This is a genomic window from Nitrospirota bacterium (assembly GCA_016214845.1).
Taxonomy (GTDB): domain Bacteria; phylum Nitrospirota; class Thermodesulfovibrionia; order UBA6902; family UBA6902; genus SURF-23.
The window spans coordinates 171,037-195,780 of sequence record JACRMS010000032.1; the positions used below are offsets into that span (position 1 = coordinate 171,037).

Below are 24,744 nucleotides of genomic sequence, written 5' to 3' on the forward strand. Positions count from 1 at the left end.
AACTGTAACCATCTGATTTTACAAGAAACATAAAAACAAGAAAGCGAAATAGGGTAAACTATTCCGACAAAACTGTAATGAAAATCGACATCGACAAGGTTTACAGTTAACTTTCAATGAAGAAACAAGTAGTTATAATTCAAACCCCATTATTATGTGTAAATCAAGTTGACATTCTGATTTATTTAAAGATACTGGGAAGAAGTAAATCTATGAGTTGACTCGGACGACTGGTGGAATAATTAAAACTAATCTGCGTGCTGTAAAATATAATTTCTTTATGTTATAAAACTTAGTGCCTGAAAAAAATCTTTTGAGGAGGCTGAATGAAATACCAGACTGGTAAACCCGGACGGGTCCTTGTGGCAAAATTTGAAGATCATGACGATGTGCTTGCGAATCTTGTAAGCCTTGCAAAGGCGGAAAATATCAGGGCCGGAATTTTCTACCTCGTGGGCGGAATGCGTGAAGGGAGAATTGTTGTCGGACCTGAAACAGATGAAGTGCCGCCGAAACCGGTTTGGAAAACCCTTGGCGAATGTCATGAGGTCGTTGGACTTGGGACCATCTTCTGGCAGGGTGACGAACCGAAAGTACATTTTCATGGGGCCTTCGGCAAGAAGGACATGGTGAAGGTCGGATGCCTCAGGGAACAATCGGAGACCTTCCTTGTGCTTGAGGCGGTGATAATTGAGATGGAGGGGATTACCGCTACGAGAGAACTCGACCCCGTCACCGGTTTGGTGCTGTTGAAATTGTAAAAATTATGGTCTTGCAGGGGCGGGCTGGTTTAAAACCAGCCCCTACTTCAAATCTTTTAATTTTATCTTCAGTGTTCCTATCTTGCTTCTCAATGTGTTGCGGTTGATGCCGAGTATCTTTGCTGCCTTGATCTGGTTGCCTTTTGTCTCTTTCAAAACCATTACAATCAGCGATTTTTCCACTTCAGGTATTACCATGTCATAGAGGTTGAATTTTTCAAAACGGTTAATATTCTTCATGAAGCTTTTAAGCCGGACCTCGACAAATCTCCCGATGGATTTTGCCTGCCTCTGCTTAAAATCAAAATCTTCTATCTGAAGTACCGTTTCATCCGAAAGTATGCATGCCCTTTTTACAGCGGTCTCAAGTTCTTTTTCCCCGCCGGGCCAGTCGTATATCACAAGATGCTCTTCTATCTCTTTTGATAGTTCCTTATGCGCGGTGCCGAGCTGTACTTCTGACAATTTAATGAACTGTTTTGCAAGCGGGATTATCTCCGCCTTGCGCTCTTTTAACGGAAGAGGCGCTTTTGAAGAGTCCTGAAACAGTTCGGGCTGTGCTTTTTTTTCAGTCATAAAAAATATCGTGAGTTGTCATGCTGAATTGATTTCAGCATCTAATTGTTACAGGAATTACCATGAGACCCTGAAACAAGTTTCAGGGTGACAGGTCAGGACTTCTGCTGAAGGCTGTCGACAATTATATTATCGATCAATCTTGTCTTTCCAAACTTCACTGCAAGACATATTGCCACAGGCAATTTGATTTTTTCCACTTCTCCAAGATCAGCGGCAACTATCTCGACGTAGTCCATGACTGCAAGCGGTTCTGTGTGAATGAGCCTTCTCAGTTCCTCTTTGATCAATACCGCATTAACAATGCCATTGGAAACAATAAGCTCCTCCCCAAGCTTCAGCGCTTTATACAAGATCAGGGCCGCCTTTCTTTCTTCACTATTCAAGTATGTGTTCCTTGAACTCATGGCAAGCCCGTCAGGTTCCCTGACTGTCGGGCAGACAATAATATCGATGGCAAAGTTTACTTCCCTTGCCAGTTTTATAATAACAACAGTCTGCTGAAAATCCTTCTGCCCGAAATACGCCCTGTCCGGCATAACGACATTGAAAAGCTTTGCGACAACCGTTGCAACGCCGTTGAAATGTCCCGGCCTTGACGCGCCGCACAGTATTGTTCCAATATTGCCAATGTTGATCGAAGTGGAAAAGCCTGCCGGATACATCTCCGCGGAATCAGGAAGAAAGACAGCGTTGACTTGAAAAGGGGAGAGTTTCTGCAAATCCCCTTCCGTGTCACGCGGATACTTTTTGAAATCCTCATTCGGCCCGAACTGAGTGGGATTCACAAATATACTGACAACGGTAAAATCATTTTCGTCTATCGAACGACTGACGAGGCTCAAATGTCCCTCATGAAGCGCCCCCATCGTAGGGACAAAACCGAGGGACTTGCGCTCTGCCTTTAATTCCCTGCTGAGCGCCTGCATGTCTTTTATAGTTTTAATGAGTTGCATAGCAAGTTCTACCCTTAACCCCAAAATATTCGGCAGGGTCTTCGCTCAACCTTCCTTATATTTTCTGAAATTCTTTACCAACTTTTCAAAGCTGTCCGGCTTGTACCTTTCAAAGTCTTCTTCATCCACAAAGACAAAATCATACTTGTATCTTTTTTGTGAAGCATTGATGTCAGCGCACCAGTTTTTCAGCCTCTCTATCTTCAAAGGCACATCGAGGTCTTCAAGGCCCTTAGTCTCTACAACATATATCTCCTTTTCATTAGCTTTGACTATAAAGTCCGGGTAGTAATTTGATATGCTGCCGTCGGCAGTCACATAGTCGAGCCTGAAATGAACGGCAAGATAGTTCTTTGCGTAAGAGACAATGTCAGGGCATTGCTCAAGGAATGATGCAAAAAGAAGTTCCAGACGGCTGTCTCCGATGATTTTGTTGAATATGCTTTTTTGAGGAACAAGAAAGCCCTGGTCTTTTACAACAAACGGCCTTGTCTGTCGCAATTTAATATAGTCCCGTATCTCGGCGCTTCCTTTATCAACAACTGTAAGCTCATTTATCTTTTTCTTGAATGTCTCGATTATGGTCTTGGTTGCTTCAAGCTCAGAGAGATTGCGAATTGTGTTCAAGTCATCAATATCCACCCGTCTATCAAATAGATATTCGGCTATAAAGGTTTTAACTTTTCCATAAAGCACATCATAGCCGCTTATCAGCCGGAGGTCTTTCATAATGGTCTGCGCAAAGTAACCAATTACGCTCCTGTAGTCAGCAGCCATTGCCGAGTCAAGATATGTCGTGTGGGTAATCTCTCCGGTTGTTATATCTTTAAAAACAATCTCCCTTTTTTCCTCTTCTGAAAATTGCCTATATTGCACTTTCCTTGTGCCAAACAATGCCGGCTCAAGCTCTTTAAGATTTTTATATTCCCGGTAAATCCTTGGAGAAAGCACAGGGATCTCTATATCAAGTCCGTCAATGTCCTTTTTCCTGTTTTCATTGTCTATCTCAATTATGATCGGAGCCTTTGCAGCAGTGCCTTCTCCCATCGGCTTGCGCTCAAGCTCAACGCCCTCGCTCTGGATTGACTCCACAAAATCCATAAAGGCATTGGTTCCGACAACGCTTACATACTCTGTTGTATCAGTTCCCGGATACATCCTTCTCAATCCCCTGCCAAGGGTCTGCTCCGGAAGGATATTGCTCTTTGCGGCATATGCCCTCAAGCCGACTATTGTCGTTACATTCCTTACATCCCAGCCTTCCTTAAGCATGAGAACTGAGACAATCACCTTAAATGGGCTTTCCATTCCGTCAATCTTATTAGAGGCCTTTCTCAGCTTTTCAAGTTCCTCTTTGGACTTTTTAGAATCAGCCTCAGATATGTCCCCGTTGTTGTTTGTATGAATAACAAGCACGGCATCTTTGAAATCAGGATAGGTATTCTCAAGATGTTCTGCCACATCATCGCAGTTTTTTGTGTCATCAGTCATTATGAAGAGCACAGACTTTTTACCCATCTTCTCATGTTCAGTAGATGCCTTGCGCCATTCTTCCACACCAAGCGCAACATAGTCTGCGTATTTTTCCGTATAGCGTGAGCTTTGGCGCTCCTGAAGTTTCGCCCGGCTTGCCGCATCCGGCAATACAGGATGCTTGACCACATTCTGCGTAATCGCCTCAACGAGCGGATAGTCCGAAACCGTCTGCACGAAGATCGCTCCGTTATTGTGTTTGGGAGTCGCCGTTACATCTATCTGTAGAGAAAGAAAGTGGTCTTTCTGCTTCAGGCGGTTGTGTATGTCTTCGATGGATTTGAACCACGCCAGACGATTGTCGTGGATATGGTGCGCCTCATCATTGATAACAATAAGCTCGTCAATCTCACGGACAATAACACCGAGGTCAACCTTTGAATCAGTAGTTTTCCCCGTAGGTCTTTTGCCAAGAAAGTAATCCGTCAGGTCTTCGTCGTCAAAGTTCGGCTCAATGTCATCTCCGGCATACACACGGTGAATGTTTGTGAGAAAGATATTGCCGGTCTTGCGGATAATGGACACATCATCCTGAATATGCAGGGTCAGTTGAAAATCGTCCTGCCAGTTTCTGCCCTCATAGCCATTATCAGGCAAAAGCGGATCATCAAAGAAAACCCTGAGCCCGTCAAAGTCGGCTCGCAGACGGTCAAGGACAATAATATTGGGCGCAATGATGAGGAAGTTTGTTGACAGCTTTGAGTCCGGCTCATAGAGCTTATGAAAATAACACCATGTAACTATGAGACTCATGACCTTTGTCTTGCCGCTTCCGGTTGCCATCTTTATTACAAGACGGAGCCAGTCCTCATCGAACATCCCTGCCGATACCGCGCCTGACGAATCGTAACGGATCAGGTCATATTTGTCCTTGACCTTAACGACTTCATAAAGATAGATAACGGTCTCGATAGCTTCACGCTGAGCGAAGTAATAGCGGAATTCATACCCCCCTTTAGTTCCCCCCTTATCAAGGGGGGATTGAGGGGGATAGGGCACAATGTGTTCTGTCTTAAACCACCAGCAAAGGAGTGCCTTGCTTGTTTCGGTCGCCCCTTCATAACCGGAATCACGCCATTGCTTTACATCCCTCCGTATTTTGTTGACCAGCGGGGGCAGGAGCTTGCCGTAGCTTGATTCCCGAAGGGCCTCATCAGCCGGAAACCAGCGGATGTCGGGATGAAGGATTTCATAGGGTGAATTTGGAAATGAAGGATGTATTGCCATAATGTTATTTACTGAGTTCAACCCATCGGACAAGATGTAATCCCATAGCTTGTTTTAAATTAGTTTTCATGTAAATAGATTTAATTAGATTGAAACTAACATATTGTTTTTAGTATGCAATTTAATTCCAATGCAAAAATTACATTTAAAATAGATTTAATTTAAAAGTTCCCAGTATCCTTTCTTTGACGATGACGATCCTGTAAATCTAATTTTCTTATCTCGTTTCAGTTCCTGTAAAAAGTTGGATATTGTCATCGTGTCTAATTCCGGGAAAGCATCTTGCAGGTCACGGCGATAGCCTTTATTCTTTCGCAAATGTTTGATAATCAATTCCTTATATTTTTCTCGTGAAATGCCTGCCAACTTGGTATGGATGCCAACCTTCCCTTCATGTGCATAATACTTATGAGAGAGAATGTACTTTGCTCCTTTAGTCTTACCTACCTGTTCTATTACACCAATATCTAAAAATTTGTTCTTGCTCTCTACATTTACCACCGGCTGGTTTTCACGTATCTTCTCCAATTCGCAAATTTCATCGTTAGAAAGAATGGCCTGCTTTTCATTAATAATTTTTTCAAGAAACAAAATAAAGTTTTTGTCTTTGACCTGGGCCGGGATTTGAAGGCAAACGGAAAATGTATCACTTCTGGACAGATCAGGCAAACCTTTGCCCTCTTTGATGGTAAGTTCAAAGATATCATCCATCCCCTGTCCTGAACGCTCGACCAGTGCGGCCTTTTCAAATGTTTCAGCAATACGCCGGTTTCTCCAATACGTTTTATGACGGATGTTTTCAATTGTAATGCCGGGAGGAAGGCCGCCGGGACTTTCAATTATAAAAGCTTCCGGCGATGCCTTTATGAAAACTGACTGATTTCTGATTGTATAATCTCTATGCGCTACAGCATTAAGTATGGCTTCGCGAACAGGCTTTTCGCTAAAGGCATAAATTTCACGCTGAAACAGACCCTCCTGAAACGGCATTCGGATATTTCTGGCATTGATAGTTTCCCAAATTTCATCACAAATATTAAAAAACGGTTCACGCCAAATCTTTCGGAAATCGTGGGCTGTTTTCTTTGCATCCTGTCGCCATTCAAATATCAGTTCACATCCCGGCAGCAACTCATCAAGCGTTTCTTCCTTTCCAAAAAGAACCACGCTCGCATAATTCAGTCCATTATCAGTCAGTAACCCATTGGAACTCAATGTCTTCTCGCTTGAAAAAGACAAATAGTCGCTACGCTTCGCCTTCTCAGCCCAGCGTCTTTTGAAGTTCTCTATTGCTTTTTCATCGAGGTCTTCAAATCTTAACCCTTCCACAATCCGGGCAGAAAAATCAGTGTCAGCTTCGTTTAGAATTCTTTTTAATGTAATCTGGTCCATTTCAACCAGTGATTCCCCGGCACGCATTGGATAGTGATAATTACCGGTTGAACGTATTGCCTGCCCTATGGGTCGGGAAGGCACGTGGAATATCAGGACACGACCCTTGGGGTGTATTAATTCTTCAACATCAATTCGTATCCTGATCTTTGCAAGCAGATCATTAGATAGCGTGTTATAGGTCCCTTCAAAGACCTTTGAACCGACAATCTCCCGATTGTTGTTTACGCCAAGAATCAACTTCCCGCCCCCTTCATTGGCAAGTGCAGCGCAATAATCCGGAAGGTCTTTGTCACGGCTGAAAGTGTTTTTTGCTGTTTTAAATTCTAAATTTTCCTTCTCCGGTTGCTCAAGCAATCGGGCAAACTCTTCCACTGTCGTCATGCCACCCTCACACCCCCACCTCCACGATCTTCATCGTATCATTGCCGAATATGTCCACGACCTTGACGGCGATCTTATAGCGTCCCTTCGGGCATTCGTGAAAAGGGGTCTTCAGTTCGAGTGTGCGGTCTTTCTTTGTGCGGAAGCTCTGCCATTCGTTTTCAAATACAAAGTCGCCGGTCCAGACTTCTTCAATTTCATTGGTCTCGTCTTTCTTTACCCTGACGATCTCCCGCTTGCTTTCAAAGTTAAAATCCACGCTCCAGTAGTCTATCCAGTCTGTCCAGTTTTTGGTAAGGACCTCTTTGGTGACAATGCCGTCTTTGTCCTTAATGACCTTTACGATCTTGCCCTGCTCGACAACAATTTTATTCGCGCCGTTTTTCAGGCTTGCTGCTGCATTGTCTATGCTGTCCTGCGAGTAGTAGACGGAGAAGTCGGTAAGCTCTACTGCAATTTGAGAAAGTCCCCCTGATAAGGGGGATTTAGGGGGTTTAATATTTTGTCTTCTACGCTCTATTTTTTCAAGCAAGTCAGAGTACACCCCTTGAATGTTTTCTAATACCTCGTGATTGGTATAGCGGATTACTTCAATCCCAAACTGAGCAAGCCGTTCTGTGCGTATTAGATCGTAACCCGACTGTTTGGCATGTGAGTCGCCATCAATCTCAATTGCCAGCATCAATTCAGCGCAATAAAAATCAACAATGTATTTGTCTAATGGTTTCTGGCGGGTAAACTTCAGATGATTTAATCGTTTGTCCTGTAATGCTTCATACCATAGTTTTTTTTCAGCCGGGGTTGGATTCTTCCGGTTCTCCTGAGCTTTTTGAGTAAGCTCAGAGTTGTAAGGAATAAAACCCCCCTTCCCCCCCTTATCAGGGGGGCATAACACATGCGGCTTTACCTCTATGAACGACACATCATGAAAGACCACCTGGTTCTTCTCTACCGCCCGTTTGTCAAAGACCTCGCGGGGGATGTATTTCATGGCAAGGTCTATGCCCTTTGACTTTGCCTCTTCCTGAATATTCGGGAACAGTCCCATCTCAAACTCAAATGCGAGGATGTCAACGCGGGAGATGCGCTTGGAGCGGCACTCAAGTATGACCTCTTCAACAAAGAGTCTTGTCACTGGCAGGTTGACCGGCCCTACGGCAACCATACGTCCTGCCTTTTTGCCCTGAAAGCATCTGAAGTTCTCAATCGTCTCCGCGCGATAGGCATGGAGGATGAGGTTAATAAAGTCCTTCTCCTTTTGCTCAAGCTGTTTCTGCTTCTCTTCTTCTCTCAAGTTTACATTTACGCCGATGTAATGCGCCCGTTCGTATTTGCCGAGATTGAGTATTTCAAAGGCGCGGAAGTCCTTACCCTCTTCCTTCATCTGCCGCTGAACGCCAATCATGCGCTTGCGTGTTGTGTGAATGGCGAACTTGCCAAGGTCAGAGCCTATCCACTTACGCCCAAGTTTTTCAGCAACAGCAAGCGTAGTGCCAGAACCGCAGAAGAAGTCGGCAACAATGCCATTTTCGTTAGATGAGGCGTTGATGATGCGTTCGAGGAGTGCTTCGGGTTTTTGGGTAGGGTACTCTATAGTTTCTTTGCTGTTACCATACCCGCGTATTTGAGAAATGTCTTGCCATAAATTTGAAACCAAGACTCCCTTGCTTTCATCTAAGTATCTTTTTAACTTTATTGTTTTGTCGGTTATATATAATAATCCCTTTCTATCTAATTCTTGCATTTTCTCAAGGGAATACCTCCACCCATTAACTGGACTCTTAACTCCTTTGTAAATATACATCATGTTAGGTCGAGGATTAGGGCTTGAACAATCTGCAAGATTATATTTCCGGCCAGTATTTTCTTCTACATTTTTATACCAGTTATCGACAGTCTTTTCAGGAAGTGGGATATATTGAGGATGCCAAACATGGTCATTGTTTTTAGAATAAAAAAAGATATTATCAGTAACTATTGAATATTTTTCTTTTGAATCAGAGTGTGAATCCGCTCTTTTCCAAGTTAGTTCATTTATATAATTTGATTCACCGAATATTTCACTCATTATCAATCTGACATATCCATTCATTCTCCAGTCACAATGCACATAAATACTCCCATCCTCCGCTAACAAATCCCGCATGAGAGAGAGCCGTTCATAAATCATTGCGATAAAGCTGTCCGCGCCTTTGCCCCATGTGTCACGGTAGGCAAGCTCTTCCAGCACATTCGGTTTCTTGGTAAAGGTCTCATCGCCGATCTCAATATCCATCGAAAAGTCCGCGCCCACATCAAACGGCGGGTCTATGTAGATGAGCTTGATGCCGCCCTGCTTGTCGACCTCATCACGGAGAGGGCCGTTCTTCAATGATGATAGAATGAGCTTGTTATCGCCCCAGATAAGTTTGTTCGTCCAGCCTGACTTCTGCCGTCCCCTCGTATCGAAAAGAAAGCCTTGCTCTCCCCCTGACAAGGGGGAGTCAGAGGGGGTTTTGCGCGGCTCATCCACCTGCTCGATCACCTGAAAGGGCAGAACGATATTGCAGACCTCATTGGTCTTCCCGTTCCAGACAAGCTCCACCTCTCGCTTGTCGTCAAAAAGCAGGAAGCGGTACTTCTCCGGCAGAGGCTTGCCGGCCTCTATCAGCTTCAGTATCTCGCGCTTTTCGTTGTCAGTGAGTTTCATAATAATTTATTTTGAGATACTACTTAAAATTTGTCCCTTCATTCAGTCCCGGCTACACTGCTAATTTTATACTAACGTACAGCATTTTTTCATTGAAAATATTTAATGAAACAGATGACGGGTATTGCGGATTATCAGAGATAAAGGATAGTGGACTTCAGCCTTTGTCCGTCATGCCCGAGATGGATTCCCGCTCAACAGATTGCGGGAATGACGCCCCTAAGCAGTGTACAGATCATTATGAGACCCTTAAAAATTATTCTCACAGCTTCTTTACTTCCCGCATCAGGGTGCTGAACAGATCTTTCTCTTTGAGCGTCTTCACCACCTTGCCGTGTTTAAAGAGAATGCCCATGCCTTTTCCTCCGGCAATGCCGATGTCGGCTTCGCGCGCCTCGCCGGGGCCGTTTACAACGCAGCCCATTACAGCGACTTTCAGGGGCTTCTTGATTTTCAATAAACCCTCCTCGACCTTCCCGATAATCCCCCTGAGATTTATCTGACAGCGTCCGCATGTAGGGCAGGAGATGATCTCCGGGCCGGCCTGGCGCAAGTGAAGGGACTTTAAGATCTCGTATGCGACCCTCACCTCTTCAACCGGGTCTGCGGTTAGTGAAACTCTCATTGTATCTCCGATGCCTTCTGAGAGAAGTATGCCTAATCCCACCGCGCTCTTTATCGTGCCCTGAAAGGCAGGTCCCGCCTCTGATATTCCGATGTGGAGGGGATAGCGGTATGTTTTGGAGAACAATCTATATGCATCAACTGTCTTCATGACATCAGATGCCTTGAGAGAGACTTTGATCGCGGTGAATTTCAGGTCCTCAAGAATTTTAATATGCCTGCCCGCGCTTTCAACAAGCGCCTGCGGGGTAGGATGTTTATACTTTTTCAAAAGCTCCTTTTCAAGCGAGCCTGCGTTGACGCCGATCCTTATGGGAACGCCTCTGTCCTTTGCAGCGATGACGACTTCCCGCACCTTTTCCCTGCTGCCGATATTGCCGGGATTTATCCTTAGCCCGTCCGCGCCGCTTTTCATCGCCTCAAGGGCAAGCCTGTGGTCAAAATGCACGTCAGCTATGAGAGGGACCTTTATCTTTTTCTTTATCGCCTTTATCGCCTTTGCTGCATCGGAATTCAGGACTGCAACCCTGACGATCTCGCAGCCTGCGGTTTCGAGTTTTTTAATCTGCGATACGGTTGAAGACACATCGCGCGTGTCTGTCTTTGTCATGGACTGGACTATGACAGGAGCGCCCCCGCCGATCTTAATTCCGCCAAGGGTTATTTGTTTAGTTGGTTTTTTCTTCGACATTTTGAGAAGGATTATTTCCCCTATTGCGCTGATAATTCAAGACCGCCAGTGAATGCTCCGCGTTTGTCCGGGAGAAAAAATGGCTGCCGTCATTCTTTGCTACGAAATACAGGTAGTTGACATTGGCCGGATTAAGCGCGGCCTTGATGGATTTTAGTCCCGGAGACGCAATGGGCCCCGGAGGCAGTCCCTCTATCACATAAGTGTTGTAAGGGGTTTTCCTTTTCAGGTCCTCTTTTGTTATGCAGCTTAAACAGGTATGGATCCCGTAAATGACGGTGGGGTCCACCTGAAGTTTCATCTTTTTCTTCAGACGGTTATGACAGACCGCTGATATGAGCGGCCTCTCCTCGTCGAGATAAGCCTCCTTTTCGATAATCGAGGCGAGGGTCAGGACCTCGTTTTCACTCAAGCCCAGCCCTCTCGCCCTCTGCATGAGAGAAGGGTCAAGATTCTCACGCAGGCGCTGGACCATTGTCTTGAAGATCGTTGACGGCTCCGTCCCTTTTGCAAATATGTACGTATCAGGGAACAGGTAGCCCTCAAGGCTCGGGGCGTTTATGCCGAGGGAATTCATGAAATCTTTACTGTAAACAAGCCTCCATGAATCATAATTGATAAGTCCGGCTTCTTTCAGTTTCACCCGTATGTCTTCAAGCGCGTTTCCTTCCGGTATCGTTATTGTGAAGTGTATGGACCGTCCTTTAATAAGGTTGTCGAAGATCTGCAGCGGCGTCATGGAGGCGCTGAGATTGTAATAGCCGGGCCTGAGCTTTCTGTCCTGCATGGTCACCCTGCCAAGCAATATCAGGGTTATCCGGTTTTCAATGATGCCCTCGTTTTTCAAAATGGTAATCGCCTGAGAGAAGGTCGCCCCTTCGGGGACCCTGATCTCCTGCCATTTCTCTTCAGTTGAAAGGGGCGTCACCAGATTAATATAGATTATTATTGCTGCAAGAAAGGCAAAGATAAGGAGAACGGCAACAGCTTCCGCCAGGCTCTGAAAATATCTTTTCATGGTTTTATAAGGATGCCAGAATGAAAAGATAAAAGTAAACCCGTGTCAGTTGATCAGTGTCAGCGGCACAAAGTGGAATCGTGATGAGTAATCCGTAATGCGTGATGGGCTTTCTTTCCGATTACGCATCACGCTTTACGGATTACGGTTTTTACTTACTTGAGGGATTTCACAAAAGCGTCAACGGAGAGGGCAGGCATGGTCATTAACTGGACAGTGCCGCGCGAGCCGAGATCAACAGACATCTTCAGTACAGCCTCATTGCTTGGGGCATCGAGAAGGGTCACAAAATCATAAGGACCGAGCAGGGCATACTGGCCCAGCACTTTGATCCCCATTGCCTCAATTTCCTTGTTTACCTCTTTGACCCTGTCGGGATGGTTCTTGAGTGTCTTCCTTCCGTCATCAGTCAGGGTGCTTAACGCAACATAAATAGCCATGATTCCTCCTTTTATATATATAAGATTTTCCCTATTACCTTATATATATTATGATTCGCACCGGCTGTCAAGGGATTATTTTTTTATCTGGTCCGGATTAAGACAATGGCTTGTAATGCTCCGGCCTTCTGTCTTTAAAGAGGTCGTTGAACGGATTGAGGGTCTTGTCCTTCGCTGTATCAGGATTAATTTCCGCGGCCATTAAAACCTCTTCGTTTTCAGGCGCTCTTACCAGGACCTCGCCTTTTGGCGAAACGATCTCGCTCTTGCCGATGAACCTGAGAGACTGTCCGGCCTTCCTGTTCTCAACACCTGTCCTGTTGGCAGTTATAGAATAGACCCTGTTTTCAAGAGCCCGCACCGGCATGGAATCAGGACAATGAGGAAGGATTAAATTCGATGGATGCGCGACAACCTCCGCGCCTGAAAGCGCGAGCGACCTCATGGCTTCAGGGAAAAACCAGTCAAAGCATATCATGATGCCGATGCGTCCTATTTCAGTATTCCAGACTTTGAAACCCGTGTCGCCCGGCGTGAAATAGAGATTCTCCTCGAAGAAGAGATGCGTCTTCCGGTATACGCCGATGAAGCCTTGCGGCCCTGTGAGAATGGCTGAATTATAAAACTTGTCTCCATGCCGCTCAGGAAGGCCTGCTGCTGCAAATATTCTTCTTTCGCGCGAAAGCTCCGAAAGCGCCTCTGTTGTATGGCCGTCAGGCACGGGCTCGGCAAGCTCCGCCACCTCGTCAGGGGAAATGAATTGATAGCCTGTTGCAAAAAACTCCGGAAGCACAAGGAGGTCAACTTCAGCATTTTTTACGGCGGACACAACCTTGCGGATGTTATCTTCCCTCTTGCCGAATGCCGGGTTGAATTGATAGAAGCCTGCTTTCATAAAATTAACATAACATCAATAAGAAAAGATTGTCTAATGACCTCTGAAAAACAAAAAAGGGCGGTCCTTAAACCGCCCCTTGCTTATTGATATGAATCCCGTTTTACTTTTTCTCAGCGACTTGTATTCTCGTTATCGCGCGTTCGAGTGCAGAAGTTGCGCGGGCCTGGTCGAATTTTTCCGCCTGTTTAAGCCGTTCCTCCGCCCTTTTCATAGCGGCTTTGGCCCTTTCAATATCAATAGAATCTGATCGTTCCGCGCTGTCGGCAAGTATGGTAACGCTGTCCGGGCCGACCTCTGAATATCCCCCGCTGATAAAAAAGTATCCGGTCTCGCCGCCTTTTTTATAGGTCAGCATCCCGACCTTAAGCGTGGTAAGAAAAGGCACATGGTCAGGAAGGACACCAAATTCGCCTTCACTGCCGGCGGCGACTATCTCATCGACTTCATCGGTAAAAATATGACCATACGGTGTAACGATATCTAATTTAAGTTTTTCAGCCATTTATATCCTCTTTGTATTAGCAAGTAAGAAGTAGGAAGTGGGAAATGAGAAGTCATGGCTTTTTCCTGTTACTTCTCACTTCTTACTTTTAACTTCTCACTTTCTTTTATGCTCCGGCCAGTTTCTTGGCCTTTTCTTCAACTTCCTCTATGCCGCCGACCATGTAAAATGCCTGCTCGGGCAGGTCGTCGTATTTGCCTTCAACAACGGCCTTGAATCCCTTAATGGTATCCGCAAGTTTTACGTACTTGCCGGGGGTCCCTGTAAAAGTCTCAGCAACGTGGAAGGGCTGGCTCAGGAACCTCTGAAGTTTCCTTGCGCGCGCAACTAATAATTTATCGTCTTCAGAAAGCTCTTCCATTCCGAGAATTGCGATGATATCCTGCAGCTCCTTATATCTCTGGAGGACTATCTGGACCTGTCTTGCAACCTTATAGTGTTCTTCACCAAGAATAAGCGGGTCGAGTATCCTTGATGTTGAGTCAAGGGGATCAACAGCAGGGTAAATACCAAGCTCTGAAATACCTCTTGAAAGAACGACCGTACCGTCAAGGTGTGTAAATGCCGTAGCAACAGCAGGGTCAGTAAGGTCATCAGCAGGGACGTAAATGGCCTGCATCGATGTAATAGCGCCTTTATTTGTTGACGTGATCCTTTCCTGCAGCACACCCATGTCGGTTCCGAGTGTAGGCTGGTATCCGACCGCTGAAGGCATTCTTCCAAGAAGCGCTGAAAGCTCCGCGCCCGCAAGTGTATATCTGAATATATTGTCAAGGAAGATAAGAACGTCCTGTCCCTCGTCTCTGAAGTATTCGGCAACGGTAAGCGCTGAAAGTGCGACCCTCGCCCTTGCTCCGGGCGGCTCATTCATCTGGCCGTAGATGAGGGCTGTTTTTTCGAGAACGCCTCCCTCCTTCATTTCAAGGTAGAGGTCATTTCCTTCTCTGGTCCTCTCACCGACGCCTGCAAACACCGACACGCCGCCGTGGACCATGGCAATGTTGTGGATCATTTCCATAATAACAACTGTCTTGCCGACACCGGCTCCGCCGAACATTCCCATCTTTCCGCCTTTAACAAACGGAACGAGAAGGTCAAAAACCTTGACGCCAGTCTCAAATACCTGGGTCGAGGTGTCCTGCTCGGTAAAATGAGGGGATTCCCTGTGGATCGGCAGCCGGTCCTTTGATTCTATCGGCCCCAACTGATCAACGGATTCACCGATAACATTCATGATCCTTCCGAGCGTTTTTGCTCCGACAGGAACTGTGATCGGTTGACCTGTATCAACAGCCTTTGTCCCTCTGACAAGTCCGTCGGTTGCGGACATTGCAACGGTCCTCACCATGTTATCGCCAAGGTGGGCCGCGACCTCAAGTGTTATATTGATGTCGGGAATACCTTTTGCCGAATCACCCGGCTGTGCGATCTTAAGCGCATTTAAAATTTCAGGCATTTTATCTTCAAATTCAACATCAACAACGGCCCCGATGACCTGAGCAACTTTACCTTCATTCATGATCTATGTCCTCCATTATCTTTTATTAAAGAAGGGGTCGGTTGTTGGGGGTTAGGGGTTAGTAAAAACCAATCCCTAATCCCTAATCCCTAATCCCTGTTTTTCATCCTTTTAATGCCTCGACGCCGCCGACTATGTCCATGAGCTCGCCTGTAATAGATGCCTGTCTGGCCTTGTTGAACTGAAGCGTGAGCGTGCCGACCATTTCACTACAGCTCTGAGTCGCGTTTTCCATGGCGGACATCCTCGCGGCCTCTTCAGATGCAGAGCTTTCAAGGAGCGCCCTGTAAATCTGTATATCTACATTTCGTGGTATAAGCCTGTCAAAGATCGCCTCCATGGAAGGCTCATAAATAAAATCGGCTGTTGCGGATTCGGCGGACCCTTCTTTCCCCTCATCAACGGGGGCCAATGGGAGAAGCTGCGCCACCGTCACTGTCTGCGCCACCATTGATTTGAACGCATTATATACCACTGTAACTTCATCGAAAGTTTCATTTATAAAATTATCTTTAATGTTGACTGCAATCTCCTGGGCATTTGTAAAGCTCACGCTTCCTGAGATGCCTGTCCAGGAGTTTCGCATAGCGACCCCTCTTCTTTTAAAGTAGTCCCTTGCTTTTTTACCGACGGTGCTTATGCTGACTTCAAATCCGTCTTTCTTGAAACCGTCAATACACTTCTGCGCTGCTTTAAGAATATTCGTATTGAAAGCGCCGCACAGGCCTCTGTCGGAAGTAATGACCAGCACCTCCACAGTCTTCCTGGGCCTGAAGGCCAGCAGGGGATGCGCTTCCCTGTCAGCGCCTTTGGCAAGACTCATGAGGACATCCTGCATCTTGTCAGCGTAAGGCCGCAGATCCAGCATCCTGTTCTGTACCTTCCTCAGCTTTGCCGCAGACACCATTTTCATGGCCTTGGTAATTTTCTGGGTATTCTGAACTGCCTTTATTCTTTTTTTAATGTCTCTTAAAGTAGCCATATTTTCTTTAAAGGTAGTTAGTAGCCGGTAGTTAGTAGTTAAGGGGAGAGGCTATGTTCTGTTTTCCCTTAACTACTTATCTACTAACTACTTGCTACAGTCCTTATGCTTGAAATCCTTTCTTGAATTCTTCTATCGCCTGGACCAGTTTTGCCTTGAGGCTGTCATCGATTGCCTTTTTCTCAGCGAGTTCTTTGCGAAGCTCGTCCTTTGTGCCTCGTATGAATTTCACGAATTCCTCCTCAAATTTCTTAATGGCTTCAACCGGGATGTCATCGAGAAAACCCTGTGTGCCTGCAAACAGGACAATGACCTGGTCCTGCATGGTCATCGGGACATACTGGTTTTGCTTGAGGAGTTCAACCATTCTCTTGCCGCGCTCGATCTGTTTGAGAGTCGCTTTGTCGAGATCGGAACCGAATTGGGCGAATGCCGCCATTTCCCTGAACTGCGCAAGGTCGAGTCTCAGAGTTCCGGCAACCTGCTTCATTGCCTTTGTCTGTGCAGCGCCGCCGACACGGCTGACCGAAAGACCAACGTTAACGGCGGGTCTTACACCGGCGTAGAAAAGCTCCGGCTCAAGGTATATCTGACCATCGGTGATTGAAATAACGTTTGTCGGAATGTAACCCGAAACGTCGCCGGCCTGTGTCTCAATGATCGGGAGCGCCGTAAGAGAGCCGCCGCCTAATTTATCGGAAAGCTTTGCGGCCCTTTCAAGGAGCCTCGAATGTAAATAGAAAACGTCTCCGGGGAACGCCTCACGTCCCGGGGGACGCCTGAGCAGGAGCGAAAGCTGTCTGTATGCCGTTGCCTGTTTACTGAGATCGTCATATATTATCAGCGCATGTTTGCCCTTGTCCCTGAAATATTCTCCCATCGCGCAGCCTGTGTAAGGAGCGATGTACTGCAAAGGTGAAGGTTCGCTCGCTGTTGCGGAAACGATGATCGTATGTGCCAGCGCGCCTTCTTCTTCGAGCTTCTTGGCAACACGCACAACGTTTGAACGCTTCTGCCCGACTGCGACATATATACATAAAACGTCTCCGCCTTTCTGGTTGATAATGGCGTCAACGCCTATCGCGGTTTTCCCAGTCTGACGGTCGCCGATGATAAGCTCTCTCTGTCCCCTTCCAACCGGGATCATCGCGTCTACCGCTTTAAGACCTGTCTGAAGGGGCTGGCGGACCGGCTGCCTGTCAATGATACCGGGGGCCACGACATCAACTATCCTGCTCTCTGTTGAGTTGATCGGTCCTTTTCCATCAATAGGCTGGCCGATAGCATTAACAACCCTGCCTAACAGCGCTTCTCCGACGGGGACAGACATGATCTTCCCCGTGCGTTTAACAATATCGCCTTCTTTTATAAGAGTGTCCTCGCCGAATAGAACGGCGCCGACTGAATCTGTCTCAAGGTTAAGCGCCATCCCGAATACATTATTGGGAAATTCGAGAAGTTCTGAGGCCATGCACTTGTCAAGGCCGTATATCTTCGCGATACCGTCACCGACTTTGATGACCGTCCCGACTTCGCTTACGTCAACGCGTTTCTCAAAATCAGTAATCTGTTTTTTTATCAGCTCACTTATCTCGTCAGCTTTAAGCTCTGAAATTGCCATCAAACACCCCCGTGTATCAAGTGGCTAATAGCTATTGGCTGTCAGCTATCAGCTTTAAATTATTTTTATCTTAACAACTCAGCCCGCAATAAACGGAGCTGGCCTTTTAGACTGCTGTCGTAAATTGTGCTGCCCACCCTGACAACAAAACCGCCAAGCAGCGAAGGGTCCACCTGGCTCTCAATATCGATCTCCCTCTGTGTCATTGCCTTGAGGGCATTCTTGAGTCTGTCGGTGTAATTCTTATCAAGCGGCACTGAAGATATGACCACAGCGGTCGCCTTCTTCTGTTTCTCGTTGTACGCATTTACCGCCGCAACAATGATTTCCCTGATCGCCGCGAGATGTCCATGCAAGACGAGCAGTTTCAGGTACTTCTCGGTATCAGCGGAAAACTTGAGGCTTGGAAACAGCGCGCTTAAGGCCCTGCCTTTTTCATCTTCCGAGAATATCATGCCCGCAAACAGCAGTTTAAGTTTTCTGTTGGCGTCAACAAGCTTTGAGAACGCCTTTAATTCCTCTATTACAAGCGGTATCTTTGAAAGTTCAATGTTGCTGATCAACGCCTTGCTGTATTTTCTTGCGATCTGGTTCTTATTCAATTCTTAGCCTCAAGCCTTTTTATATAATCGTTTATTAAAGCTTCCTGCTCTTTCTGCCCGAGTTTTTCTTTTATCTGTTTCTCCGCAAGGTCCAGCGCCATCGCCGCAGCCTCGGATTTTAATTTGTCTTTTGCCTTCTGAAGCTCGAAATCAATATTCGTCTTTGCCTGTTCGAGGATCTTCTCCTTCATCTTCTCTCCCTCGGCAATGATCAATTCTTTTTCCTTCTCTCCCGCCTTTTTCGCGGAGGCAATTATTTCTTCTATCTCACGGTCTGTATTTCCGAGCCTTGCGCGGACCTCATTGAGCGTCTTCTGCGCAAGCTCTTTTGCCTCTGTCGCTTCCTTGAGAGACTTTTCGATCAGCTCTGTGCGCTTTTTGAAATATTCCGCAAAAGGTTTACGCGCAAAATAAACAAGTATGGCCACGAGAAACGCGAAATTAATGACCGGCCAGAACCAGTCCTTCCAGGTGAATGCCTGTTCCGCGTGCTCTCCGCCTTCGGAGGCAAATGCCGCTGCAGAGGACAGAATACAGATGACAGACAACAGAAGACAGAACACCAGCAGTAGATATTTTTTTGCCTTTACTTCTGACTTCTGTCTTCTGACTTCTGACTTTCTCATGCTTTTACCAGCTTTTCCACGATCTGTTTTGAAAAATTCTCCACGTCGGATTTCAGTGACGCCCTTGCCTTTTCTGTTGAAGACGCGATCTCGTCCTTTGCCTTCCTGTTCAGCTCGGCAGCGGAACTCTGGGCCGCGGCAAGCGACTTCTTTTGTTCTTCAATGCCTTCCTTGCTGAGAGCCTCGAAAGTTGACTTAGCCTTCGTCCTTCCTTCAACTAATTTCGAGTCGATCTGAGCGAGGATGCCGTCTTTATCTTTATCTAATGTCCTGGCTTCGTCCAGTGCTCCGTTGATCCTGGAGTCCCTTTCCTTGAAGAGGCGAAGGAGCGGTTTGAATAAGATAATGTTCAGAAGTATAAGGAGCAGCAGAAAGTTAGCAAGCTGGGCAAAAAACCATTTGTTGAGTTCTAACATTTAAGCTCCTAATCTTAATGATTAAAAATTTGAAGAGTTGCTCAAGACAAAGTGGACAAAAAATTACCATAGCATAAATTATTTGTCAATGAATGAATAAATATATTTAGGAATTTTATAAATCATCTCGCAATTTCGCCTGGAATCTTTTGACTTTTTGTCCGCTTTCCTTTAAACTTTCAATAAATTTATTTTGGCCACACAGCACACACAGAAAACAGATGATGTGGAGTCAAGAAGTTGCGTTTTTTTGATTGAACTATGAGCGGCGATACAGTATTAACACTTATACTTAAGGCAGGGCTGGTTGTAAAGTTTATCCTTCTGATACTGTTGTCCTTCTCGATTTTCTCCTGGGCGATCATAATTTATAAATTCAGGCTGTTTTCAAAAGTCGAAAAGGAATCCGAGGAATTTCTCCAGGCTTTTATAAAAGCCAAGCAATGGGACACTCTTTATCAGTCTACGAAGAGACTTGCCGTCAGCCCCCTTGCAAACCTGTTCAGGGCCGCGTATTCAATAGATGACGCAGGCATTGAGGAGATAAAGGGGATGCTGAGAAGGGTTGAGGCAACGGAGTCAGCCCGCCTTGAAAGATATCTCACCTTCCTTGCCACTACCGGTTCGACCACGCCTTTCATAGGGCTTTTCGGCACAGTGTGGGGGATAATGAATTCCTTCATGGGCATCGGCAGGATAGGCGCCGCCTCTCTTGCGGTAGTCGCTCCCGGTATCGCGGAAGCCCTGATAGCCACAGCAGCCGGACTCGCCGCTGCAATACCGGCAGTTGTGGCGTACAACTATTTTCTCAGCAGAACGCGCAGGAATATAGCCAAGATTGAAGATTTTTCCGGTGAATTGATAGAGCATCTTGTGAGGAAACATGGAGAAGCGCAGACAGGCTCTTTCTGAAATCAACGTCACTCCTTTTGTAGACGTCATGCTCGTCCTTCTGATTATCTTTATGGTGACTGCCCCGCTCCTTCAGCAGGGCATTGATGTCAATCTCCCCCAGGCCAAAGGAAAGGAGATGACCCCGACCGAGAGGATCGTCATAACGGTAAAAAAGGACGGCAAGATATATCTGGACAACGCGGCAGTGCCGATGGAGTCTCTGCAGGCAAGGTTGTCCAGGGCAACCGACAGGGAGGTTTTTCTCAAGGCGGACAAAGACGTCCCCTACGGAATGGTTGTTACTGTGATGGGAGAATTGAGAGAGATCGGCATTGAAAAGCTGGGGATGGTGACTGAGCCGAAGGCTCGCATTAAATGAAGCAGCATCAGTACATCGGGAAAGAACCGAATTTTCAATTCATTATAATCGCCTCCTTTATTTTGCATTTGATCTTCATAGCAGTTGTGACCGTTCCGCTGAAGACAAAAGAAAGCGAATATAAAACTTATTTTGTCGATCTTGTCGGCCCGGCGGATGTCAGGGAAGAAAAGGCCCCCGTGACAGCAGATTCTGCAAAAGGTAAAACAGGCGCGCTAAAAGAACCTCCCCTGGCGATTACACCGCGATCAAAGGCGGACATGTCCCTTGAGGCCATTGAAAGGCTGGCAGAAAAAAAAGTTGAAAAAGAAAAAGTGACAAAAGAGATCGACAGGATCCGCGCGATAAGCTCACTTTCAAAACTGAAAAATAAAAAAGAAGAAGAGAGGGCACAGGGAATAGACGTTATCAGACAGAAAATCCAGGGAAGCGCTTCAACGGGACAGGACTTTCCGGGCGCCGCGCAATCCATAGGCGGGGACGTTTATTACGCCATTATCATCAGGAAGATAAAAAATCAATGGGTCTACCCTGAAGCGGATTCCGCGGACCTTGAAGCGATCATATCCTTTATAATGGATGAAAGCGGAAAGGTTGTCTCATATAAAATTGAACAGCCCTCCGGCAACCCGCTCTTTGACCGCTCCGCTGTAAACGCGGTATTAAAGGCAAGCCCCCTCCCGCCGCACCCTGAGGAAAATGAAATAGTCGTGAGGTTCCACAGATGATGCCAGAAGCCAGAAGGCAGAGGACAGAAGTCAGAAATCAGAAGGCAGAAGCCAGAAGCCAGAAGCCAGAACATATATCTGCTGCCAGACGAATTTTTTTATCTCTTGCCTGTGTTCTGTTTTCTGTGTTCTGTCTTCTGTCTTCTGCCTTTTCAAAGATCTACATTGACATTTCATCTCCGGCGATAAAAAAGCTGCCGATATCAGTCTCCACCAAAGGCCCTTTTGAGGCAAAAGAGATCGAGTGGATCGTCAGGAGCGACCTTGATTTCACCGGGATTTTTTCCCTTCTTGACCCTGATGTGCCCGGCGCTGAAATGACCGTGCAGTTGGAGGTTGAGTTCAAAGAGGAAAAAATGGTCACCTGCACCGTAAATGATTTGATCGAGAACAAGGAAATATTCAAGAAGCAATATATCGGCAAGAACAGCCGCGCCATAGCCCACTCCATCTCAAATGACATCTATAAGATTGTTACCGGCAACAACGGCGTCTTCAGGACAGCGATCTCCTATCTTGTCCAGTCATCAAAGGAAGGCAGGGGGCTCTACTTAATGGAATGGGACGGCGCTAACGCCGTAAGATTGATCTCAGGCGGGCTGACCACGAGCCACTCATGGTCCGGTGACGGGCAGATGCTGCTTTATTCCGCTGAGAGGGCAAACAAGTGGGCGATATATTACATGGACATGCAGGATTTCAGGGAGAAGGTGATGTTCTCCTCAAAAGGGCTTAACATTGTCGGAGGGGTCTCTCCGAAAAACGAGGTGTCCTTTTCTTCTTCCAAAGACGGAAGCTCGGAAATATATGTTGCCGGTACAGACGGCGGCAATCTCAGAAAACTCACCAGGTCTTTCGGCATAGACGTGTCTCCGGTATTTTCCCCTGACGGCTCAAAGATCGCCTTTGTATCGGACAGGGGGGGCTCTCCGCAGATATACGTTATGGATTCAAACGGCGGCTTTGTCAGGAGGATGACTTTTGAGGGTTCATACAACACTTCCCCGGCGTGGTCCCCTGACGGCAAATGGCTTGCTTACGTCGGACAAAAGGATAGCAAAAATCAACTTTTCATGATACAATCTGATTCATCGGAGCTCAGGCAATTGACTTTCGACGGGAACAACGAAACACCATCATTTTCTCCCGACGGTTTATTTTTGGCCTTTGACTCTGACAGGGACGGAAGCCGCGGCATTTATATAATGCGGATAAACGGAGGTGAGCAAAGAAGGATCACGCCCAAAAACATTAGGGCGATGTCGCCGAAATGGTCGCCTTATTTAAAATAGAAATTTATAACTAAAAGGAGGTTTACATTATGAAAAAATTAATGCTTGTCCTGTTAATGGTCCTCGCAATCGGGTGCCAGAAAAAACAGGTTGTGGCCCCTGAAGAAAAAGCAATGCTAAAAGAACCTGCAAAACAGGAAGCGCCCAAGGCTGAAGCGCCGGCAGTGAAAAAAGAGGTGGTCAAAGAAATTGTCCCGCCCAAACAGGAACAGAAAACACAGGAAGCCGCCATGCCCTCCCCGGTATCGGCGGATGTAGCAGCTATATTAAAAGATGTGCTGTTTGATTTTGATAAATACGACATCAGGGATGACGGCAGGCCGACCCTTGACGCTATCGCTTCTTATCTCAAGCAGAATGCAAAAGTCAATATTACAATTGAAGGGAACTGTGATGAAAGGGGCACTAACGAGTACAATCTCGCGCTCGGAGAAAGAAGGGCAAAATCCGCAAGAGATTATCTGTCCTCTCTCGGAGTGTCATCATCAAGGATCTCCGTTGTGACTCATGGCGAAGAGAAACCTATCTGCACTGAGCAAAATGAAACATGCTGGCAGAAAAACAGAAGGGACCACTTTGTCGCTTCAGGCAAGTAAAAACATTAATCAAAACATGCAGGGGCGCATCGCAATACGCCCCTGCAAAACATTTCATATGAATTTAAAGAATCTGCCAAAGCTTTTCTTCGGTCTGTCTTCTGTCCTCTGTCTTCTGTTTTCTTTTTTCTGTCTTCTGTCTTCTGTTTTTATTTTCACCGGATGCGCCACAACGGAAGAAGTAGGCAAAGTGAACTACGGCCTGAATGAATTAAAGTCTGAGATCCTTGATATTAAAGAAAGCTCGCAGACCCAGGCCCAACAGCAAAAGCTTGACGCATTGGAAAAAGAAGTCCGGGAGCTGCAGGCCGCGCAGGAGCTATCGGCAAAAAATGTCTCGGACCTTACCATCCAGCTCCAGTCCATAACCTCTGAATTCAGGGTGCTCACCGGACGCTTTGAAGAGTCCAGGTATCAATCCGAAAAGGTCTCAGCGGAAATGATCTCGGAGAGAACCAAGCTCGCATCGAAGATCAGGGAGCTTGAGACCGTGATCAGCGATTTAAACAAAAAGCTTGAAGAGAAAGAGACTCCCCCTCCTGCCGCAAAGAAAGAAGAAGAAAAAAAGCCTGAGGAAGTGAAGCCTGCCGAGGATGCCAAGAAAAAAGATTCAGAAGACAAGAAGGAAGAAGCAAAACCTGAAGACAAAAAAGATGCTCAAAAGGCGGACGTGAAAGACATATACATGGCGGCATATCAGGAATACAAAGACGGCAGGACCGTATCGGCAAGGGAAAAATTCGCCGCGCTGTTGAAAGATTATCCTGAAGGTGAATATTCGGACAATGCCCGTTTCTGGATAGCCGAGAGCTATTACAAAGACGGAAACTATGAAGACGCTATCCTCGCCTATGAAGAGCTTTTAAAAAAGAACCCAAAGACAACTAAAGCCCCCGGCGCGTTGCTTAAGCAGGGACTGGCTTTTTATGCATTGAAGGACGATAAGACAGGAAAGATAATCCTCGAAAAACTGATAGAGAAATTCCCCGACACCGAACAGGCCCAGGCCGCAAAAAAGAAACTCAGCAAAGGCGCTTCAAAAAAGAAGTAGCCGCATCTGGTATTTCCAATATCAATCTCGCAATCAAATTCTTAGTACTAACGGTTTCTTTTAATTCTAAGAAAGGGCTCTTTGTGATGGGAAGAGGGTGAAAAGTCCGGGATGAAGTTCTCTCTTTTGCTAACAAAGAGGCGTGCAAAGAATATTAACTCCAAGAACAAATCATTAGCACAATATTATTGTTAAATATTATTTTCTGTTTAAGCAAAGTCAATATGTCCCCTTAAGAGCAAGGGGAAAATGGCCCCTTGGGCGAGAAGCGGGTTTAGAGGAAATATAAACTTGCAAGGCGTGTTTGCCTTTTGAATTAGCTTTATGAGCTTTCATTTTCCAAGAGC

General features: G+C 46.2%; 23 protein-coding genes. 7 read left to right on the forward strand and 16 right to left on the reverse strand.

The features are described from left to right. The first annotated feature begins 326 nt into the window (after nt 1-326). Nucleotides 327-761, forward strand: a complete 435-nt coding sequence (locus HZB61_11700) for a DUF296 domain-containing protein (protein MBI5057266.1) — start codon at nt 327-329, stop codon at nt 759-761. Between the two features lie 42 nt (nt 762-803). Here HZB61_11700 and HZB61_11705 read toward each other — a convergent pair whose 3' ends face one another. From HZB61_11705 to HZB61_11780, 16 genes are all read right to left on the reverse strand, one after another. Continuing rightward, nucleotides 804-1,337, reverse strand: a complete 534-nt coding sequence (locus HZB61_11705; protein MBI5057267.1) for a hypothetical protein — start codon at nt 1,335-1,337, stop codon at nt 804-806. Nucleotides 1,338-1,432: 95 nt separating this feature from the next. Further along, nucleotides 1,433-2,293 carry a pantoate--beta-alanine ligase gene (locus tag HZB61_11710; GenBank protein MBI5057268.1) on the reverse strand — a complete coding sequence of 287 codons (861 nt, stop codon included), beginning with the start codon at nt 2,291-2,293 and terminating at the stop codon, nt 1,433-1,435. A gap of 45 nt (nt 2,294-2,338) precedes the next feature. Next, nucleotides 2,339-5,053 carry a DEAD/DEAH box helicase family protein gene (locus tag HZB61_11715; protein ID MBI5057269.1) on the reverse strand — a complete coding sequence of 905 codons (2,715 nt, stop codon included), beginning with the start codon at nt 5,051-5,053 and terminating at the stop codon, nt 2,339-2,341. Nucleotides 5,054-5,209: 156 nt separating this feature from the next. After that, the gene (locus tag HZB61_11720) at nt 5,210-6,829 is read right to left on the reverse strand and encodes a putative DNA binding domain-containing protein (protein ID MBI5057270.1); all 1,620 of its coding nucleotides are present in this window, start codon (nt 6,827-6,829) and stop codon (nt 5,210-5,212) included. Between the two features lie 7 nt (nt 6,830-6,836). After that, nucleotides 6,837-9,518 carry a DUF559 domain-containing protein gene (locus HZB61_11725; protein ID MBI5057271.1) on the reverse strand — a complete coding sequence of 894 codons (2,682 nt, stop codon included), beginning with the start codon at nt 9,516-9,518 and terminating at the stop codon, nt 6,837-6,839. A gap of 262 nt (nt 9,519-9,780) precedes the next feature. Beyond that, nucleotides 9,781-10,833, reverse strand: coding sequence for a flavodoxin-dependent (E)-4-hydroxy-3-methylbut-2-enyl-diphosphate synthase (ispG, locus tag HZB61_11730; protein ID MBI5057272.1), 1,053 nt, complete (start codon nt 10,831-10,833; stop codon nt 9,781-9,783). Further along, nucleotides 10,811-11,851, reverse strand: coding sequence for an endolytic transglycosylase MltG (gene mltG / locus HZB61_11735; protein MBI5057273.1), 1,041 nt, complete (start codon nt 11,849-11,851; stop codon nt 10,811-10,813). The genes ispG and mltG overlap by 23 nt, the downstream gene beginning before the upstream one ends. A 155-nt stretch (nt 11,852-12,006) precedes the next feature. Then, nucleotides 12,007-12,291, reverse strand: coding sequence for a GYD domain-containing protein (locus HZB61_11740; protein ID MBI5057274.1), 285 nt, complete (start codon nt 12,289-12,291; stop codon nt 12,007-12,009). Between the two features lie 97 nt (nt 12,292-12,388). Then, a complete protein-coding gene (locus HZB61_11745; GenBank protein MBI5057275.1) occupies nt 12,389-13,186 on the reverse strand; it encodes an acyltransferase in 798 nt (265 codons plus the stop codon). 103 nt (nt 13,187-13,289) lie between these two features. Continuing rightward, nucleotides 13,290-13,691, reverse strand: coding sequence for a F0F1 ATP synthase subunit epsilon (locus HZB61_11750; GenBank protein MBI5057276.1), 402 nt, complete (start codon nt 13,689-13,691; stop codon nt 13,290-13,292). A gap of 106 nt (nt 13,692-13,797) precedes the next feature. After that, entirely contained in the window at nt 13,798-15,210 is a 1,413-nt protein-coding gene (gene atpD / locus HZB61_11755) for a F0F1 ATP synthase subunit beta (GenBank protein MBI5057277.1), read from the reverse strand. Between the two features lie 103 nt (nt 15,211-15,313). Then, entirely contained in the window at nt 15,314-16,192 is an 879-nt protein-coding gene (atpG, locus tag HZB61_11760) for an ATP synthase F1 subunit gamma (protein ID MBI5057278.1), read from the reverse strand. 103 nt (nt 16,193-16,295) lie between these two features. Next, nucleotides 16,296-17,813 (reverse strand): F0F1 ATP synthase subunit alpha, encoded by a 1,518-nt coding sequence (locus HZB61_11765; protein MBI5057279.1) that lies wholly within the window; start codon nt 17,811-17,813, stop codon nt 16,296-16,298. A gap of 65 nt (nt 17,814-17,878) precedes the next feature. Then, on the reverse strand, nt 17,879-18,415 hold the full coding sequence (atpH, locus tag HZB61_11770; GenBank protein ID MBI5057280.1) for an ATP synthase F1 subunit delta: 537 nt from the start codon (nt 18,413-18,415) through the stop codon (nt 17,879-17,881). Next, complete coding sequence (atpF, locus tag HZB61_11775; protein ID MBI5057281.1) at nt 18,412-19,041, reverse strand: F0F1 ATP synthase subunit B; 630 nt, start codon at nt 19,039-19,041, stop codon at nt 18,412-18,414. The genes atpH and atpF overlap by 4 nt, the downstream gene beginning before the upstream one ends. Then, entirely contained in the window at nt 19,038-19,457 is a 420-nt protein-coding gene (locus tag HZB61_11780; protein MBI5057282.1) for a hypothetical protein, read from the reverse strand. Before HZB61_11780 ends, atpF begins: the two co-directional genes overlap by 4 nt. A 261-nt stretch (nt 19,458-19,718) precedes the next feature. Between HZB61_11780 and HZB61_11785 the strand changes: the two genes are divergently transcribed. The 6 genes from HZB61_11785 to ybgF are packed head-to-tail and all read left to right on the forward strand — an operon-like array spanning nt 19,719 to nt 24,397. After that, nucleotides 19,719-20,369 (forward strand): MotA/TolQ/ExbB proton channel family protein, encoded by a 651-nt coding sequence (locus tag HZB61_11785; protein ID MBI5057283.1) that lies wholly within the window; start codon nt 19,719-19,721, stop codon nt 20,367-20,369. Continuing rightward, nucleotides 20,341-20,730, forward strand: a complete 390-nt coding sequence (gene tolR, locus HZB61_11790; protein ID MBI5057284.1) for a protein TolR — start codon at nt 20,341-20,343, stop codon at nt 20,728-20,730. The genes HZB61_11785 and tolR overlap by 29 nt, the downstream gene beginning before the upstream one ends. Further along, nucleotides 20,727-21,458 (forward strand): TonB C-terminal domain-containing protein, encoded by a 732-nt coding sequence (locus HZB61_11795; protein ID MBI5057285.1) that lies wholly within the window; start codon nt 20,727-20,729, stop codon nt 21,456-21,458. Before tolR ends, HZB61_11795 begins: the two co-directional genes overlap by 4 nt. Continuing rightward, nucleotides 21,455-22,750, forward strand: coding sequence for a PD40 domain-containing protein (locus HZB61_11800; GenBank protein ID MBI5057286.1), 1,296 nt, complete (start codon nt 21,455-21,457; stop codon nt 22,748-22,750). The genes HZB61_11795 and HZB61_11800 overlap by 4 nt, the downstream gene beginning before the upstream one ends. 29 nt (nt 22,751-22,779) lie before the next feature. Next, a complete protein-coding gene (gene pal / locus HZB61_11805; protein MBI5057287.1) occupies nt 22,780-23,346 on the forward strand; it encodes a peptidoglycan-associated lipoprotein Pal in 567 nt (188 codons plus the stop codon). A 58-nt stretch (nt 23,347-23,404) separates the two neighbouring features. Next, complete coding sequence (gene ybgF, locus HZB61_11810; GenBank protein ID MBI5057288.1) at nt 23,405-24,397, forward strand: tol-pal system protein YbgF; 993 nt, start codon at nt 23,405-23,407, stop codon at nt 24,395-24,397. The last annotated feature ends 347 nt before the right edge of the window (nt 24,398-24,744 follow it).